This window comes from Amycolatopsis sp. NPDC051371, from assembly GCF_040682155.1.
Lineage (GTDB): Bacteria > Actinomycetota > Actinomycetes > Mycobacteriales > Pseudonocardiaceae > Amycolatopsis.
In genome coordinates this window covers 66,169-82,094 of the sequence record NZ_JBFBAG010000040.1, presented here as the reverse complement: position 1 = coordinate 82,094, position 15,926 = coordinate 66,169, and the positions used below count along the sequence as shown (strand labels likewise).

At 70.4% G+C, this 15,926-nt stretch carries 19 protein-coding genes; 11 read left to right on the top strand and 8 right to left on the bottom strand.

Annotated features, from left to right (window positions below):
- The first annotated feature begins 24 nt into the window (after positions 1–24).
- From AB0M59_RS38365 to AB0M59_RS38355, 3 genes are all read left to right on the top strand, one after another.
- Positions 25–951 (top strand): ATP-binding cassette domain-containing protein, encoded by a 927-nt coding sequence (locus AB0M59_RS38365; RefSeq protein WP_364625276.1) that lies wholly within the window; start codon positions 25–27, stop codon positions 949–951.
- Entirely contained in the window at positions 948–1,775 is an 828-nt protein-coding gene (locus tag AB0M59_RS38360; RefSeq protein WP_364625273.1) for an ABC transporter permease, read from the top strand. Before AB0M59_RS38365 ends, AB0M59_RS38360 begins: the two co-directional genes overlap by 4 nt.
- A 129-nt stretch (positions 1,776–1,904) precedes the next feature.
- Positions 1,905–2,489 (top strand): hypothetical protein, encoded by a 585-nt coding sequence (locus AB0M59_RS38355; protein WP_364625270.1) that lies wholly within the window; start codon positions 1,905–1,907, stop codon positions 2,487–2,489.
- 73 nt (positions 2,490–2,562) lie between these two features.
- Here AB0M59_RS38355 and AB0M59_RS38350 read toward each other — a convergent pair whose 3' ends face one another.
- The gene (locus AB0M59_RS38350; protein ID WP_364625268.1) at positions 2,563–3,327 is read right to left on the bottom strand and encodes an AfsR/SARP family transcriptional regulator; all 765 of its coding nucleotides are present in this window, start codon (positions 3,325–3,327) and stop codon (positions 2,563–2,565) included.
- 293 nt (positions 3,328–3,620) lie between these two features.
- Between AB0M59_RS38350 and AB0M59_RS38345 the strand changes: the two genes are divergently transcribed.
- Positions 3,621–4,238 carry a ScbR family autoregulator-binding transcription factor gene (locus AB0M59_RS38345; protein ID WP_364625265.1) on the top strand — a complete coding sequence of 206 codons (618 nt, stop codon included), beginning with the start codon at positions 3,621–3,623 and terminating at the stop codon, positions 4,236–4,238.
- 27 nt (positions 4,239–4,265) lie between these two features.
- On the opposite strand, the gene AB0M59_RS38340 is transcribed toward AB0M59_RS38345, so the two are convergent.
- The gene (locus AB0M59_RS38340) at positions 4,266–4,895 is read right to left on the bottom strand and encodes a ScbR family autoregulator-binding transcription factor (protein WP_364625262.1); all 630 of its coding nucleotides are present in this window, start codon (positions 4,893–4,895) and stop codon (positions 4,266–4,268) included.
- 206 nt (positions 4,896–5,101) lie between these two features.
- Here AB0M59_RS38340 and AB0M59_RS38335 point away from each other — a divergent pair, with 206 nt between their 5' ends.
- On the top strand, positions 5,102–6,070 hold the full coding sequence (locus AB0M59_RS38335) for a ScbA/BarX family gamma-butyrolactone biosynthesis protein (protein WP_364625259.1): 969 nt from the start codon (positions 5,102–5,104) through the stop codon (positions 6,068–6,070).
- Entirely contained in the window at positions 6,067–7,476 is a 1,410-nt protein-coding gene (locus tag AB0M59_RS38330; protein WP_364625256.1) for an NAD-dependent epimerase/dehydratase family protein, read from the top strand. Before AB0M59_RS38335 ends, AB0M59_RS38330 begins: the two co-directional genes overlap by 4 nt.
- Here the strand turns inward: AB0M59_RS38330 and AB0M59_RS38325 are convergent.
- Positions 7,453–7,923: a M15 family metallopeptidase gene (locus AB0M59_RS38325; protein ID WP_364625253.1), complete on the bottom strand. Its 471-nt coding sequence runs from the start codon at positions 7,921–7,923 to the stop codon at positions 7,453–7,455. The genes AB0M59_RS38330 and AB0M59_RS38325 overlap by 24 nt on opposite strands.
- Positions 7,924–8,010: 87 nt before the next feature.
- Here AB0M59_RS38325 and vanR-Sc point away from each other — a divergent pair, with 87 nt between their 5' ends.
- Positions 8,011–8,670, top strand: coding sequence for a VanSc-type vancomycin resistance response regulator transcription factor VanR (gene vanR-Sc, locus AB0M59_RS38320; RefSeq protein WP_364625251.1), 660 nt, complete (start codon positions 8,011–8,013; stop codon positions 8,668–8,670).
- Between the two features lie 7 nt (positions 8,671–8,677).
- A complete protein-coding gene (locus AB0M59_RS38315) occupies positions 8,678–9,757 on the top strand; it encodes a HAMP domain-containing sensor histidine kinase (protein WP_364625248.1) in 1,080 nt (359 codons plus the stop codon).
- Here the strand turns inward: AB0M59_RS38315 and AB0M59_RS38310 are convergent.
- The 4 genes from AB0M59_RS38310 to AB0M59_RS38295 are packed head-to-tail and all read right to left on the bottom strand — an operon-like array spanning position 9,737 to position 12,731.
- On the bottom strand, positions 9,737–10,171 hold the full coding sequence (locus tag AB0M59_RS38310; protein WP_364625245.1) for a GNAT family N-acetyltransferase: 435 nt from the start codon (positions 10,169–10,171) through the stop codon (positions 9,737–9,739). The genes AB0M59_RS38315 and AB0M59_RS38310 overlap by 21 nt on opposite strands.
- A gap of 16 nt (positions 10,172–10,187) precedes the next feature.
- Positions 10,188–10,796, bottom strand: coding sequence for a D-Ala-D-Ala dipeptidase VanX (gene vanX / locus AB0M59_RS38305; protein ID WP_364625242.1), 609 nt, complete (start codon positions 10,794–10,796; stop codon positions 10,188–10,190).
- Entirely contained in the window at positions 10,793–11,833 is a 1,041-nt protein-coding gene (vanA, locus tag AB0M59_RS38300; protein WP_364625239.1) for a D-alanine--(R)-lactate ligase, read from the bottom strand. Before vanA ends, vanX begins: the two co-directional genes overlap by 4 nt.
- A complete protein-coding gene (locus AB0M59_RS38295; RefSeq protein WP_364625309.1) occupies positions 11,826–12,731 on the bottom strand; it encodes a D-isomer specific 2-hydroxyacid dehydrogenase family protein in 906 nt (301 codons plus the stop codon). The genes vanA and AB0M59_RS38295 overlap by 8 nt, the downstream gene beginning before the upstream one ends.
- Before the next feature lie 211 nt (positions 12,732–12,942).
- Here AB0M59_RS38295 and AB0M59_RS38290 point away from each other — a divergent pair, with 211 nt between their 5' ends.
- Complete coding sequence (locus AB0M59_RS38290) at positions 12,943–13,554, top strand: hypothetical protein (protein ID WP_364625237.1); 612 nt, start codon at positions 12,943–12,945, stop codon at positions 13,552–13,554.
- Here the strand turns inward: AB0M59_RS38290 and AB0M59_RS38285 are convergent.
- Positions 13,460–14,224: a phosphatase PAP2 family protein gene (locus AB0M59_RS38285; protein ID WP_364625234.1), complete on the bottom strand. Its 765-nt coding sequence runs from the start codon at positions 14,222–14,224 to the stop codon at positions 13,460–13,462. The genes AB0M59_RS38290 and AB0M59_RS38285 overlap by 95 nt on opposite strands.
- A 45-nt stretch (positions 14,225–14,269) precedes the next feature.
- Between AB0M59_RS38285 and AB0M59_RS38280 the strand changes: the two genes are divergently transcribed.
- Entirely contained in the window at positions 14,270–15,028 is a 759-nt protein-coding gene (locus tag AB0M59_RS38280) for an MBL fold metallo-hydrolase (protein WP_364625232.1), read from the top strand.
- A gap of 46 nt (positions 15,029–15,074) precedes the next feature.
- Entirely contained in the window at positions 15,075–15,899 is an 825-nt protein-coding gene (locus AB0M59_RS38275; protein ID WP_364625307.1) for a DUF72 domain-containing protein, read from the top strand.
- Positions 15,900–15,926: the final 27 nt, after the last annotated feature.

Here is a 15,926-nt window from a genome sequence, read left to right as displayed (position 1 = left end):
ACCCGAATGAGGAGAGGTAACCCCATGGTCACCGGCTACGCAATCGAAGCACGGGGGCTGCGCAAGTCCTATGGCGACGTGAACGTCCTGGAAAGCGTCGACCTGAGCGTGCAGCGCGGCACGATGTTCGCGCTGCTGGGCCCGAACGGCGCCGGAAAGACCACGACCGTGCGGATCCTGAGCACCCTGCTGGACGCCGACGGCGGCTCCGTGACCATCAACGGCCACGACCTCGGGGGGCCCAAGCGGAAGGTGCGGGAGCAGATCGGCCTCACCGGCCAGGACACCGCGGTCGACGAGCTGCTCACCGGCCGCGAAAACCTGCAGATGATGGCGCGGCTGTTCCACCTGGGCACGGCCGAGGCGAAAACCCGCGCCATCGAGCTGCTCACGCAGTTCGACCTGACCGACGCCGCCGACCGCCAGGTCAAGACCTACTCCGGGGGCATGCGCCGCCGGCTCGACCTGGCGATCAGCCTGATCACCTCGCCGCCGGTGCTGTTCCTCGACGAGCCCACCACCGGCCTCGACCCGCGCAGCCGCTCGGCGATGTGGGACGCGATCCGCGAGCTGCTCGACGGCGGCACCACGATCCTGCTCACCACGCAGTACCTCGAGGAGGCCGACCAGCTGGCCGACCGCATCGCGGTGATCGACAAGGGCCGCGTCGTCGCCGAGGGCACCGCGGCCGAGCTGAAGCGCAAGGTGGGGACCGAGCGGCTCAAGCTCACCTTCGCCACCTCCGCCGAGGCGGCCCGCGCGCACGGCATCACCGGCGGCGTCCTGATCGACGACACCGTCAGCGTCGCCATCGACCAGCCCGGCCAGGTCCGGCAGGTGCTCAACCAGGTCGCCGACGCGGGCCTCGAGACCACCGGGCTCGAGCTGTCCGAGCCGACCCTGGACGACGTTTTCCACACCCTTACCGGAACCACGGGAGAGAAGCGATGACCCAGACCCTGTCCAGGGAGGTCGAGGGGACGCAGATCCCCGACACCCCGAGCCGATCCTCGTTCGCACTGGCGCTGTCCGACTGCCGCGTGCTGGTCGGGCGCAACGTCAAGCACATCGCCCGCAACTCGGAGATGCTGATCCAGGCGGTCTCGCTGCCGATCGTGCTCCTGCTGCTGTTCCGCTTCATGTTCGGTGGCGCGATCACCGTGCCGGGCATGGCCTACATCGACTACCTGCTGCCCGGCCTGCTGGCGATCAGCATCGCCTTCAACTCGACGTCCACCGTGGTGGGCGTGGCCGCGGACCTCACGCAGGGCCTGGTCGAGCGGTTCCGGTCGATGCCCATGGCGGGCCCGGCCGTGCTCGTGGGGCACGTCGTCTCCGGCGTGCTGCGCAGCCTGCTCTCGTTCGTGGTGATGGCCGCGGTCGGCCTGGCCGTCGGGTTCCGTCCCGCGGCCGGCGTGCTCGGCTGGCTCGGCGCGATCGGCCTGCTGACGCTGTTCGCCACCGGCGTGTTCTGGCTCGCGACGCTCCTGGGCTCGATCGCCAAGACCGTCGAGGGCGCGGGGGGTCTCGGCATGATCCTCGTCTTCGTCCCCTACGCCACCAGCGCGCTGGTGCCCACGGCGTCGATGCCGTCGGTGCTGCGGGCGGTCGTCGACAACCAGCCGGTGACCGTGCTCATCGACGCCGTCCGCGGCCTGATGAACGGCACGGAGCTGGGCTCGACCGGCTGGCTGGCGCTGGCCTGGTGGGTCGTCATCACCGCCGGGGCCGCGTACCTCGCGATCCGGAAGTTCCACCAGCGCTCCCGCGGCTGACCTCCCGCGACACCCAGGCGGCCCGTGCTCCGCGCACGGGCCGCTTCGGCGTGCGCAAGGTCGACTTTAGGTCGGTCCGGCACTCTGCGTAGGGAGCATCCGACCAGTCCGTGAAGTGAGGTGGCCCCGATGCCGACCCGCATCGCCGAGAAGCCGGCCGTGACCCTCGACGCCTGGTTCGCCCCGCTGGCCGCTGACCCGGCCGGCGCGGCGGCGTTCGTCGCCGAGATCGCCGACCGCGTCGCCCGGCGTCCCCGCGTGCTGGTCCCGGGCGGTGGCTCGGTGGCGGACGCGCTCGCGGCGAGCGGCTACGCGGTCACCGAAGACGCCACTGTGGGCCTCGAAAGCCTGCGCGGTCAGCGCTTCGACGTCGTCTACGCGGGTTCCGACGTCCTCTCGCGGCTGCTCGTGCAGCGTGAGCAGGTCCACCTGGTCCGCCGGCTCGCGACGCTGCTGCGTCCCGGCGGCGGCCTGGTCGTCCAGGGGTTCCACCCCGACCCGGCCCGCTGGGCGGCGCACCCGCTCGTCACCGGGCACGACTGCGCCCGCCAGACGCTGTTCCTGAGCGATGGTGTGCCGCTGCGCTACGTGTGGCCCGCGGAGCTGGACCTGATGGCCGAGCTGGCCGACCTCGCGCTCGACAGTCGTTGGGGCGGTTGGTACGGCGAGCCCGCCGCGTGCGGCGAGCAGGTCGTCTCCCTCTACCGAAGCTGACAGTGCCGTAAAAGCGGCCCGGGTCCCCGCTGGTGGCGGGGACCCGGGCCGCTGGGCCGGACGCGGAGGAGGATCAGACCGCGTCCGACATCTCGCCGACGAGGATGCTGTGGTGCAGCTTCCGCAGCGAGCTGCCGGGCTCGATGCCCAGCTGCTGGACGAGGTGGTGCCGGGCGGAGGCGAAGGTCTCCAGCGCTTCGGCGCGCCGGTTCGACCGCAGCAGCGCCGTCATCAGGTACTCGTAGAACGTCTCGCGCAGCGTGTGCTCCTTCGCCAGCGCGGAAAGCTGCCCGACGACCTCGCGGTGCCTGCCGATCAGCAGCTCCGTCTCCATCAGCAGCTCCAGGCACTCCAGCCGGGTCTCCTCCAGCAGCGTGGCGTAGGCCTGGACGTCGGGGGAGTCGGTGAAACCGCCGAACGCCTCGCCGCGCCACAGCTTCGCGGCTTCGCGCAGGACGGCCGCGGCCTCCTTGTAGTTGCGGTCCCAGTGCAGGGCCCGGCCGCGCTCGTAGAGACGGGTGAAGCGGTCGGCGTCGAGCTCGCCGTCGGTGACGTGCAGTGAATAGCCGCGCGGGCTGGTCACGACCGGGCTGTCGTCCGCGTCGTCACCCGTGCCGCGCAGCAGCTTCCGCAGCTGCGAGACGTAGACGTAGAGGGCGGCGCTCGCGCGGGCCGGCGGGTGCTCTCCCCAGAGCTCGCCGATCAGGTGCTCGGTGGTCGCCACCTGGTTGCGCTTGACCAGCAGCACGGCGAGCAGCGTCTCGATCTTGCGTGCCCGCGGGGCGCTGACGCCGGGCCGCCCGCCGACTTTCAGCTGCCCCAGTATCTCGTAGTCCATTTCCAGTGCCTCCGGTGTCCGCGTCGATCGGATCTGCCCGGCCTGGCGCCCCCAGTGTGTCCTCCAGCGCCCATGTGCCCGGTCCCACCTCGGCAGCGTACTAAACCGGGAGGTCGGTTTTCAAGACAAAACCGGGAGGTCGGTCGGTTTGTTCTGCGAGCGGTCGCGAAGTACCTTGGTAGGGGCCGGTTTTCGGGGTTCCCCTAGTTGTAAACCGGGCGGTTGGTATGTAATCATGATCGGGAAGCGCAGGGTCCCCTGCGCCGGACGGCTCGAAGCTGAGGGGACCGACGGTGACCAAGCAGGCACGCTCGGAACAGACGCGGCGCCTGTTGCTGGAGGCCGCGGCCGTGCTGCTGCACCAGGACGGCTACGCCGCCACCAGCATGGTGGGCATCGCGCAGGCGGCCGGCGTCACCAAGGGTGGCCTGTACTTCCACTTCTCCTCCAAGGACGAGATCTGCGACGAGGTGCAGATCGCCGCGACGGAGGTGCTGCGCGCGCACGTGGGCCGTCAGCTCACCGTGCCCCGGCCGGCGCTGCGGCGCCTGGCCGAGCTCAGCCGCGCCCTCATGCAGTGGCTCGACAGCGACCCGAAGGTCGGCGCGAGCTTCCGCATGGCCCGCGAGATGGGGTCCGTGGACGAGCGGTTCGTCGTGTTCTCCCGCAGCTGGCTGGCCCAGGTCCACGAGTGCGTCGCCGACGCGATCGACGGCGGCGAGCTCGGCGCCGACGTGCCGCTCGAGACCGCGGAGCTGCTGGTGGTGGTCACGTGCGTGGGTCTCGAATCCGTGGTGGCCAGCCGGATCGTCGTGCCGGACAGCGACCTCGCCGTCACGCTGGGAAAGCTGTGGCGGCTCATCGAGCTGGCCGAGCGGTCACCGCGGCCGACAGCGGGCGCGGGAGCCTGAAAGGGCGACCCGTACCTCGTGCGTGGGTCAGACGGAAGCGGACTCGGCGAGCGAGCCCTGCGGCACGAACCGGTGCAGTCGCCGGGGCGGCACCACGGAGACCAGGATCATGTTCCACATGAACGTGATCCGCTCCAGCAGGTCCGTTCGTCCGGTGAGCACCTGGGAGCTCAGCTGGATCCCGGTGAACGACGCCTGCACGAACTGCGCGAGGTCGTGCGGGTTGACCTCCTTGCGCAGATCACCCGCCGCCTTCGCGGCGAGCAGGCAGCCGTGGATCGTGTCGATCCACCGCTTGTACGCGTTGGCCGCCGGCGCGATGAACGAACCCTGCTCGATGACGAGCCGGATGCTGGCGCGCACCCGGACGTCGGACTGCAGGCTGGCCGCCATGCCCTGCGTGAGGTCGATGACGGTCTGCAGCCCCGGGTTCTCGACGTTCTCGAGGGGGTCCGAGACCGTGAACTGCTCGTCGATCAGCGCGTCGGCCAGATCTTCCTTCGACTTGAAGTGGAAGTACAGCGCACCCTTCGTGACACCCGCTTCGGTCAGGATGTCCGACAGGCTCGCACCGAGGAAGCCGACGGCGTCGAAGCGGGAGGCCGCCGCCTCGAGGATCGCGTTCCGTGTCTGCTCCGCGCGTTCTTGGCGAGCCACGTCCAGCCCCTCTCGCTAGTGCCGGTCAGTCCACAGTAGACCATTCGGCGGTACCTCGTGCGTCAGTACGCCAGTCTACGTCCCGTCGCCCGGGAAAGCCACTAAAAAAAACCGCTCGGTTGGTATGGTTTTAGGTGTCCGGTTCGGCTACAAATGGAGCGGGGGAGTACTGGGGTACTGGGGTAGGACATTCTAGGAGGACCGTCATGGTCGGCACCATCCTTCAAGAGTCTGTGCGCGAAATGCCGGAAACCAAGATCATCGACATGCCCGCCGTGCGGGCCGTCGACTTCCAGCAGACGATCCCGCGGAGCCTCGTGCACCGCGCGGCCGTCTCGGAAGTCTTCGTCACCGATTTGAACATCCTCGGCGAAGGCCGGTTCGAGGTCGGCGCGCAGTGGCCGCGCCGGCACAGCTTCTTCGGGCCGCGGACGCCGGTGTTCCACGATCCGATGCTGTACGCGGAAACCATCCGCCAGGCGGCGCTGCTGATCGCCCACCGTGCCTACGGTGTGCCGCTGAGCTACAGCTTCCTGTCGGACCACAAGGAATACGCGGTCGAGCAGACCGGGCTGGCCACCGTGGGCCGCCCCGTCGACGTGGTCCTGCGGGTCAGTGCGCACGAGATCGAGTACCGCGGCAAGAACGTCGGCGGCATGCGGCTGGACTTCGAGTGCTTCCGCGACGGCCACCGCATCGGTACCGCTTCCGAGCGCTGGCGCTGCGTGTCCTCGGCGGTGTACCGCCGGGTGCGGGGCGACCACTTCGCGGCGACCCCGTTCCAGGCGGAGGTCCTGGCCCCGGTCGCCCCGGCGTCGGTCGGCCGCGACCGCGCGGACGACGTCCTGGTGGCGGCGACGCCGACGGACGGCACGTGGGCGCTGCGCTTCGACCCGGACCACGCGGTGCTCTTCGACCACCCGGCCGACCACGTGCCGGGCATGGTGCTCATCGAAGGCGCGCGCCAGGCGGCCCTGCTGGCGATCGGCGACCCGTACGCGCTGCCGGCGACCGCGGAGTTCCGCTTCGACAGCTACGTGGAGTTCGACTCCGAATGCCTGCTGGTGGTCCACCCGGAGGAGGCCGGCCCGGACCGCACGCGGACGGTCCGGGTCGAGGTCCGCCAGAAGGGCGCCACGGCCGCGAGCGGCACGCTGGCGATGCGTTTGTCGTGACGGCCGGTGAGCCGGACATCCTGGTCACCGGCGCCACGGGCTTCGTCGGCACGGCGGTGCTGCGCGAGCTGGTCGGGCGAGGACTGGGCCCCCGGGTCCGCATCCTCGTCCGGCGGCCGCCACCGGAGTGGATGACCGGCGCGGGTGTGACGACGTGGGCCGGCGACCTGACGGACGCCCCGGGCCTCGCCGGGGTGTGCACCGGCATCACGACACTGGTGCACCTGGCATCCCAGGTGGGCGGGGACTTCGAGCGGTGCACGGCGGTCAACGAGGTGGGCACGGCGAACCTCTTGTCGGAGGCCCACCGGGCCGGGACGCCGAGCGTGCTGTACCTGAGCACGTGCGCGGTGTACCGGGACGGAGTCCACCGGGGGCCGAGGGTGCCGGAGGACGACGGGGGAGCGTCGTCAGGCCGGGGCGGGCTGGGGGCCGGTTCCGGGCTGACGGCGAATCCGGGATCGTTCCGGGGTCAGCGCTCGAGTGGGGCCGGGTCGGCGGATCAGGGGTCGCTGACCAGGGGGGACGGGTCAGCGGGTGAGTGCCGGGGGAGCGGATCCGGGTTGGCGGCGGATCCGGAGTTGCTGACCGGCGGGGGCCGGTCGGAGGAGGAGCACACGGGAGTCGAGTCCGGGTTGGCGGCGGATCTGGGGCCGTCGGCGACCCGGACCGGCTCGGCGGGGGAGTGCCCGCGTGCGGGGTCCGAGCCGGTGGCGGAGCTGGGGCCGCCGACCGACCGGATCGGCCTGTCGGGCGAGCGCCCGCAAGCCGGGCGCGGGTTGGCAGTGGATCCACAGCCGCCGGCCACCCGTGCCGGCCCGGCGGCCGAGCACCTGCACCCGGGTCCCGAGCTGGTCACCGACCCGGCCTCCCCGACCAGCCGCAGCAGGCTGGCCGGCGAGCGCCTGGTCCGGGCAGCCGGCGGCACCGTGCTCCGCCCGCACCTGATCCACGGCCCCGGCGACCGGCACGTCGTCCCGGCACTGGTCCGCTGGGTCCGCGCGGTCCCGGCCTGGGCCGCGGGCGGTGCGGCCCGCACGTCGGTCGTCGCCGTGGCCGATCTGGCCGCGGTGATCGCGGTGCTGGCCCTCGAGCCCGGCCTGAGCCGGCCGGGCGAGGTCTTCCACGTCGCCGATCCCCGCCCGGTCACGATCCGCGGCCTGGCCACGGACGTGTGCGGGCTGCTCGGCCTGCCACTGCCCACGACCGACCTGCCGCTCGCCGAGCACCGAGCCCGCACGCGAACGGCCCTCCCGTCGCTGACCGACCACCAGTACTCCCTGCTCACGCGGGATCACTGGTACGAGAGCAGCCGCATCTGGGAACGGACCCGCGTCTCGCCCGGCCCGCGCCTGGCCGAGGCGGCGGACTGGTACCGCGAGTCACTGGGCGTCCCCGAAAGCTGAAGCCATCCTCGGATCGTGCGACGGGTCCGCATAAAGCGGCGGGCAGCCGTGCTCGACGGCCTCGGGACGCAGTTCGTAGTGCCAGGGTTCGTTGCGGTAGATCTGGCAGAGCCCGTACGCGGCGCCGTGCGAGGACAGCCACGCCCAAGCCGACGAAGGCCCGACGTCGACCGCGTCCCCCGAGACGTGCGCGGACGTCTCGGGCGTGGCCACCCACCGGGCGGCCTCCCTCTCCGAACCGTACTTCGAGATCGCCGCCGCGAGCAGCCGCGCCTGGTACTCACGCGAACGCCAGCCACCGTTGACGACGAGCTCGACGCCGTCGGCCGCGGCGTCCGTCGCGGCCCGGCGCAGGGCACCGAGCAGCGCGGGATCGAGGTTGGCCACGGCCGGAGTCTCGTCGTCGAAGACCCGCACCGGGTGGGGGACAGCGCCATGAGTCCGCATGCCCGCAGTCAAGGCAACGCGGCGTTGCCGGTGCGTATCCGGCTTTCGATATGCCGCCGATATGGTCCGGCTCGTAGCATCGGGAACGTGCGCGTGCTGATCGTCGAGGACGAGCCCTACCTGGCGGAAGCCGTCCGCGACGGCCTGCGCCTGGAAGCGATCGCCGCCGACATCGCCGGTGACGGCGACACCGCCCTCGAGCTGCTGGGCGTCAACGCCTACGACATCGCCGTCCTCGACCGCGACATCCCCGGCCCGTCCGGTGACGAGGTCGCCGAACGCATCGTCGCCTCCGGCAGCGGCATGCCGATCCTCATGCTCACCGCCGCGGACCGGATCGACGACAAGGCGTCCGGGTTCGAGCTCGGCGCCGACGACTACCTCACGAAGCCGTTCGAACTCCGGGAGCTCGTGCTCCGGCTCAGGGCGCTCGACCGCCGGCGCGCCCACAACCGGCCACCCGTCCGCGAAATCGCGGGCCTGCGCCTGGATCCGTTCCGCCGCGAGGTCTACCGCGACGGCCGCTACGTCGCGCTCACCCGGAAGCAGTTCGCGGTGCTCGAAGTGCTCGTCGCGGCCGAAGGCGGTGTCATCAGCGCCGAAGAGCTCCTGGAGCGGGCGTGGGACGAGAACGCCGACCCGTTCACCAACGCCGTGCGCATCACGGTTTCGGCCCTGCGCAAGCGACTCGGCGAACCCTGGGTCATCGCCACCGTGGCCGGCGTCGGCTACCGCATCGACACCTGAGGAGACCGTGGACCGGAAACCGGGGCTGAGCGTCCGCCTCAAACTCACCCTCAGCTACGCCGGGTTCCTCATGCTCGCCGGCGCGTTGCTGCTCATGACTGTGTGGGTGTTCCTGCGCAGTCACCTGCCCGATGTCGCGGTCATGCCCGGGGGCGTGCTGAACCGCGCCACCCTGATGAGCACCTTCACGTCGGCCGCGGGCGTGGTCGTGGTCTTCCTGCTGGTGTTCGGGCTCCTGGGCGGGTGGATCCTCGCCGGCCGCATGCTCGCCCCGCTGACCCGCATCACCGACGCCACCCGCATGGCCACCGACGGATCGCTGTCGCACCGGATCCGGCTCGACGGCCGCAAGGACGAGTTCCGCGAACTCGCCGACGCCTTCGACACGATGCTCACCCGGCTCGAAGCGCACGTCGCCGAGCAGCGGCGGTTCGCCGCCAACGCCTCCCACGAACTGCGCACTCCCCTGGCCATCTCGCAGGCACTCCTCGAGGTCGCCCGCAGCGATCCGGCGCAGGTCACCGGTGAGCTCGTCGACCGCCTCCACGCCGTCAACACCCGGGCGATCGACCTCACCGAAGCGCTGCTCCTGCTCAGTCAGGCCGACCAGCGTTCCTTCGCGCGGGAACGCGTCGACCTCTCCCTCGTCGCGGAAGAGGCCACGGAAACCCTGCTCCCGCTGGCGGAAAAACGCGGCCTCACCCTCGAGAACTCCGGCGAAATCGCCCCTACCCACGGCTCGCACGCGCTTCTGCTGCAGCTGACCACGAACCTCGTGCACAACGCGATCGTCCACAACCAGCCGGACCGCGGCACGGTGTGGGTGACGACCAGCGTCCAAGCCAAATCCGTGGTGCTCACCGTCGAAAACACCGGCGAGACGCTCACCCCGCAGCTGGTTTCCACGCTCGTCGAACCGTTCCAGCGCGGCACCGAACGCATCCGCGCCGACCACGCGGGCGTCGGCCTCGGCCTGGCGATCGTCAAGAGCATCACCCAGGCCCACGACGGGATCCTCACCCTGGCTCCCCGTCCCGGCGGCGGGCTCCGCATCACGGTGCGGCTGTCACGGTGGTGGCTCCGGTGACTCCTTGCGGTAGGTGTGCGAGGTCGACATCCGCCGGTACCCGAGTCCCTCGTAGAACGGGTGGGATTCGGGACGCACGACGTTCGAGCGGACCACGATCGTGTGCAGGCCCTGCCGCGCCGCCCATTGTTCGGCGGCCCGCACCAGAGCGCGGCCGACGCCGGTCCGGCGGGCCGCCGCCTCGACGACCAGCCCGGTGATCTCGATCCGCTCCTCCTGGTGCAGGAGCGCCGGCCGCCGCTCGACACCGACGTAACCGTCGATGCGGGAGTCGTCCTCGGGCGTCGCGACCAGGACGCACTGGGTGGCCGAAGTCAGGATGCCCGCCAGCCGCCGGGTCACCGCGGCCAACTCGCTCGGGTACCCGAGCTCGGTCAGCAGCCCGGTGACACGCGGGGCGTCGGCGGCACGCACCGGCCGGATCACCCGGCTAACCGACGGGGAAGTCAAAGTACGTGTCCGGGAAGGGCTCGTCCCGCAGCGTGTAGTGCCACCACTCGCGTTCGTACCGCCGGAAACCGCAGGTCTCCATGAGGGAACAGAGGTGGTGCCGGTTCGTCGCTTCGGCCGGCGTGATCCCCGTCGCGCCGTGGTGCGAGATCGGATCCATCAGGTCGTGGTCGCCGCCCATGGCCGCGAGCTCACCGGTGGTCAGGTGGTAGAGCGTCAAGTCGACGGTGCTGCCCCGGCTGTGCCCGGACTTCGCGGCCACATAGCCCTTTTCGAACATCTCCGCCCGGTCGATGTTCGGGTAGTGCCGCCGCTTCGTCCGGCCGTCCTCGGGCCGCCGCGACCAGCGCAGGAAGCAGTCCACGGCGCGTTGCGGGCGGTAGCCGTCCCACAGGAGCAGGCCGAAGCCGAGCGACTCGGCCTTTTCGTGCGCTCTTTCCAGGGCCTCGCACAATGCTCTCGTGCCGACGACCCGGTTCGCCAGGTACCCGTCCACCGGTTTGCCCGTGAAGTTGTCCCAGGTGGCGTACTTGGCGTCCCACCGTATTCCGGGCGCGAACTCGTCCACGAAGACGAAGTCGTCGTTCACTGGATTTTCCCGGTCAGGGCCAGCGACACCAGCCGGTCGAGCACCTCGCCGAGCGGCAGCCCCGCGGCCGCCATCATCCGCGGATAACGGCTGTACGAGGTCAAGCCGGGCAAGGTGTTGACCTCGTTGAGGACCACGGTTCCGTCGTCCTTCAGGAACAGGTCCACCCGAGCCAGCCCCCGGCAGCCCAGGGCGCGGTAGATGGCCTTCGCCGTTTCCTGCACGAGCGCGCGCGATTCCGCCGGAATGTCCGCGGGAACGATGAACGTCGAGTTCTCGGAACCGCTTTCCGGGTTGCTCTCCTGGTGGATCTTGAAGAAGCCGTGGGAGAGCGCGACCCGGTCCAGTTCGCCCGCGAACAGATCCTGGTCGTTCCCCAGGATGGAACAGCCGATCTCGTGGCCGGCGACCGCTTCTTCGATCAGCACTTTCGAGTCGTACTGCCGCGCGGCCTCGATCGCACCCGGCAGTTCTTCGGCGCGGGACACCTTGCTGACACCGAAAGAAGACCCTGACCGGGCCGGTTTGACGAAGACCGGATAAGTGAGTTCACCGGGATCGATGTGCTCATCCACCGTGACGGCCCGGAACTCCGGCGTCGCGATCCCCGCGTTCTTGGTGACGAGGTAGGTGAGGGACTTGTCCATGCACAGAGCGGAACTCGGGACGTCACAGCCGGCGTAGGGGACGCCGGCCAGTTCCAATAAACCCTGTGTCGCACCGTCCTCGCCGAGCCTGCCGTGCAGGAGGGGCAGGACGACGTCCAGCCTGATCGTCTCGTACCGTCCCTGCTCCAGGACGAGCAATCCGTGGACGCCGCGATCCGGCGACAACACGACCGGACGACAATCGGTGCTCTCCCAGCCGGCGTCGGGGCCGTCGCACAGCTTCCACTCGCCGTTCTTCGTGATCCCGATCCAGAACGGCTCGTACTTTTCGGTGTCGAGGTGTTTCGCGACCTCTCGCGCGGACTTGACGGAGACGGGGTGTTCTTCGGTCGAGCCCCCGAAGATGATTCCGACCTTCAACCTATCCATGCTGCTTCCCGCTTTCAAAGGTCAGGCAGTTGACGAGACTGTTTTCGACGGTGTCGCTCAGTGCGTGGTCCGTGTAGTAGGCGGTGTGCGGGCTGATCAGCACGTTCGGCATGCTTTGCAGCCGCAGCAACGCTTCGCTGCCGATCGGTTTGTCCCGCCAGTCGGCGTAGAAGATCCCTTCCTCTCCTTCGAGGACGTCCAACGCCGCGCCGCCCAGCTTTCCGCTCTCCAGCGCCGGAACCAGAGCCTCGGTGTCGATGAGGGAACCGCGTCCGGTGTTGACGACGACCGCGCCGTGTCGCATCTGCTCGATGCGCCGGCGATTCAGGAGATGATGGGTTTCCGCGTTGAGTGGCGTGTGGAGCGTCACCACGTCGCTCTGCATGAGCAAGTCGTCGAGCGGAACGTAGTCGGCGGAGGTCTGCGGACGGCTGTCGTAGGCCAGTGTCTGGCAGCCGAAACCCCGCAGCCGGTCGATGACGGCGGCGCCGATGCGTCCGGTGCCGATCACCCCGACGGTCAGGTCGCGCAGTTCTTTCCCGCGTACGTCGCTCAACCGGTAGTCGTGCGCCTCAGTGCGCCGGAAGACGCTTTTCGCGTGCCGCGCCATCATCAGCATCAACATCAGGGTGAAATCGGCGACGCTGTCGGGGGAGTAGGCGACATTTCCCACGGAAATGCCGACGCGCTCGGCGTAGGGCACATCGATGTGGTTGAACCCGATGCTCCTCGTGGAGATGTACTCCACGCCGGCTTCGCTCAGCGCGAGAAGGGTGGAGCCGGTGATCCGGGTCTTGTGCCCGACGCTGACGCACCGGTTGCCGAGCGCCAGTTCGGATGTGGCTTCGGACGCCGCGGCGTCGGTGATGGTCGGCACCACGCCGAAGCGAGGCGCCATCTCCCGGAACAGCACGGCCTCGTCCGGTTCGCACCCGTAGATCGTGATCCCCGTCGTGGTGGCGGGTGGGGCCGGCGATCGGACCGCGGTACGTGCTGGTTCGCCGAAGGTCATGCCGGCCAGTCAAACCAGCGTGGTGTTGCGGGCTCGTATGCGGTTTTCGATAAGCCGGCGATAGGTGCGCGACCGGTGGCGGCGCTAGTGTCGCCTGATGGGGTTCAGTGAGCGGGCGCGCCGGGTGCGTGATGGGCGTTTGGCGCACGGCCGGCGGGTCGCGGCGCTGTGTTCGTGCGTGCGTCTCTACCACCCGATCGGTCACCGGGCGACGTTGAGCTTCCTCGCCGAGCTGGCCGGTCCGTACCAGCGGCACGAGCGGGCTCTGGTGAGTGCGCTGGAGGCGTTGGAGGCCAGTCGCGCGGTGTGGCGCGCCGAGGCCGCGGCGTACGCGAACTCGCGTGTGCGGCAGAAGCGGCTCGGCCGGCGTGTGCCGTCACCCGGCGACCCGCCACCGAGCAGCATGGGCGGGCACTGGTACGCGTCGGTGCCCGACGTGTCGCGACGCGCGGCCGTGCACGCGCTGAAGCTGTGGGAGGGGGATCTCGAGCCGGGCTCCGCGAACGACGAGGTCCGGTCCCTGGTCCGGTGCTGCATCGCCACCGGTGGCCGGCTCACCGCCGAGCAGCTGGACACCGTTTCGAGCCGCCGGGCGCAGGACGAGACCGAGGATGTCAGCTGGCCGCTGACCCTCGTGGCATCGGCCGCCGGCGTGCGACGAGACGGCCCCCCAGCGACCCGGCGGCGATCGAGACGGCCAGCAGCGTGATGCTGCCCGCGACGTCGAGAACGTAGTGGTTCGCGGTGGTCAGCACGACCGCGATCATGAGCAGCGGGAACGACCACGACACCAGTGCCAGGCGAGGGTGCGTGCCCCGGAGCGCGGTCCACCCGGCGTACGCGCACCACAGCGACCAGCCCACGTGCATGCTGGGCATGGCCGTGTAGTGGCTGGGATGCGTCCAGCTGTCCTGGCTCAGGATGTCGTACCCGGCAACGATGTCGACGGCACCCGGTAGAGCGAAACGCGGCGGCGACATCGGCACCGCCCAGTAGACCGGCAGCACGAGGGCCATCATCGCGACCATCGTCCGGCGGACGTTGCGGTAGACCTCGGCGTGCCGGACGAACACCCACAGCAGCGTGCCGGCGACCACCACGTAGTACAGCCGGTACACATAGACCGCCAGTTGACTGAGGACCGGATTGCCGGTCAGCCAGTCGTTCGCGCTCCGCTCGATGTCGATGTGCACCGCGTGTTCCGCGGACTGGAGGGCCAGCGCGTTGGCGTTGGCGGTCGCGAGGTCTTTGCCCACGGCGGCGTCGAGCCGGATGAAGAGCAGGAACCAGAGCACCAGGAAGATCAGCTCGACGAGCACGCCAGAACCGCGGAAACGCGCGCTCGCCCAGCTGCGTTTGCCGTCCGGCGGCGGGTGCACGGGGTGACCATAGCGCCGGACGCGGGCACCTGACAAAGTGGACGGATGCTGAAGCAGGTGGCCGACGGTGTCTGGGTCCGGCAGAGCGAGTGGGTGTGGAGCAACGCCGTCGTGGTGCGCGGAGAAGCCGGGTTGACCCTGGTCGACCCCGGCATCGACGGGTCCGACCTGAACCAGCTCGCCGACGACGTGGACCGGCTCGGCATCCCGGTGGTCGCCGGGTTCGCCACCCACCTCCACTGGGACCACCTGCTCTGGCACGCTCGGTTCGGCGACGTGCCGCGCTACGCCACCTCGGCTTGCGCCCAGGCTGCCCCCGCGGTCCGGGAGCGGGCGCAGGCGATGGCGGCGGAGAGCGCGTCGGGCATCCCGCTGGAGCTGATCGGGCTCGTCACCCCGCTGCCCGCGGACGGCGGAGGCGTGCCGGGCGAGCTCATCGAGCACGACGCGCACGCCATCGGCCACGCGGCGGTCCTGCTGGCGGACCGCGGCGTCCTGCTGGCCGGCGACATGCTGTCCGACGTCCTGATCCCCATGCTGGACCCGCGCCGCCCCGATCAGGTGAGCGTCTACCAGGCGGCCCTCGACCGCCTGGGTGAGGCCGTCCGGAACGTCGACGTCGTGATCCCCGGCCACGGCGCGGTCGCGGAGGGCCCCGAGATAGCGGCCCGCCTCGCCGCCGACCACGCGTACATCGACACGCTGCGGCGAGGAGAGGAACCGGCCGACGCCCGTCTCGAGCGAGACTGGCTCGCCGGGCCCCACCAGGCGAACCTGAAGCAGGCCCGGCAGCCGGCCGGATGAACGTCGGGAGCTGACGCCAGTGGCACGTCTTCATGTCGGCTGCGCGATGTGGACCCACAAGGCGTGGCCCGGGCGGTTCCTGCCGCCGTCGCTGCCGGCAAAGGAGCGCCTGCGGGCCTACGCCGGCTGGTGCAACGCGGTCGAAGGCAACACCACCTTCTACGCGACTCCCAGCCGGGACACCGTCGCGACTTGGGCGCAGCAGACCGATCCCGGCTTCCGGTTCGTGGTGAAGCTGCCCAAGCTCGTCACGCACGAGCGCCGGTTCGCCGGGGTCGAGGCCGAGATGCGGGCGTTCCTAGACGCGATCGAACCCCTCGGCGAACGGGCGGTCCTGTGGACCCAGCTGCCCGGCTCGTTCGGCCCGTCCGACGTCGATGCCCTCGGCCGCTTCCTGCGTCGGCTCCCCGCCGACCGCCGGCGCGCCGTGGAGGTACGTCACCCCGGGTTCTTCACCGACGCCGGCTCGACGTCGCTGCTGGAGGGCGCCCTCGCCGACGCGGACGCCGAGTGGGTGCCGTTCGACACCACGGTCTTCTTCCAGAGCCCGCCGACCAGCGAGGCCGAGGAGGACGCGTGGGCCAAGAAGCCACGGCTGCCGCGGCGGACGCGGGCATTGACCGACCGGCCGATCGTCCGCTACCTGGGCCGGGACTCGGTCGAGGAGACGGTCGAGGGGTGGCGGCCGTGGACCGCGGTGGTCGCCGGCTGGCTGCGCGAGGGCCGGTCGCCCACGGTTTTCGTGCACACCCCCGACAACGTCGACGCACCGGCGCTCGCCCGCCGCTTCCACGACGACGTGCGAGCGCTGGTGCCCGGCCTCGACGCACTGCCCGAGCCGGAGCCGATCGAGCCCGCGACCCTGTTCTGACCGAGACGGCAGCGGGTGACCACCGCG

Coding starts and splice junctions, on each gene's coding strand:
- AB0M59_RS38365 (WP_364625276.1), top strand. CDS start 25: ATGGTCACCGGCTACGCAATCGAAGCACGGGGGCTGCGCAAGTCCTAT.
- AB0M59_RS38360 (WP_364625273.1), top strand. CDS start 948: ATGACCCAGACCCTGTCCAGGGAGGTCGAGGGGACGCAGATCCCCGAC.
- AB0M59_RS38355 (WP_364625270.1), top strand. CDS start 1,905: ATGCCGACCCGCATCGCCGAGAAGCCGGCCGTGACCCTCGACGCCTGG.
- AB0M59_RS38350 (WP_364625268.1), bottom strand. CDS start 3,327: ATGGACTACGAGATACTGGGGCAGCTGAAAGTCGGCGGGCGGCCCGGC.
- AB0M59_RS38335 (WP_364625259.1), top strand. CDS start 5,102: ATGGTCGGCACCATCCTTCAAGAGTCTGTGCGCGAAATGCCGGAAACC.
- AB0M59_RS38325 (WP_364625253.1), bottom strand. CDS start 7,923: ATGCGGACTCATGGCGCTGTCCCCCACCCGGTGCGGGTCTTCGACGAC.
- vanA (WP_364625239.1), bottom strand. CDS start 11,833: ATGGATAGGTTGAAGGTCGGAATCATCTTCGGGGGCTCGACCGAAGAA.
- AB0M59_RS38295 (WP_364625309.1), bottom strand. CDS start 12,731: ATGGCGCCTCGCTTCGGCGTGGTGCCGACCATCACCGACGCCGCGGCG.
- AB0M59_RS38290 (WP_364625237.1), top strand. CDS start 12,943: ATGGGGTTCAGTGAGCGGGCGCGCCGGGTGCGTGATGGGCGTTTGGCG.
- AB0M59_RS38280 (WP_364625232.1), top strand. CDS start 14,270: ATGCTGAAGCAGGTGGCCGACGGTGTCTGGGTCCGGCAGAGCGAGTGG.
- AB0M59_RS38275 (WP_364625307.1), top strand. CDS start 15,075: ATGTGGACCCACAAGGCGTGGCCCGGGCGGTTCCTGCCGCCGTCGCTG.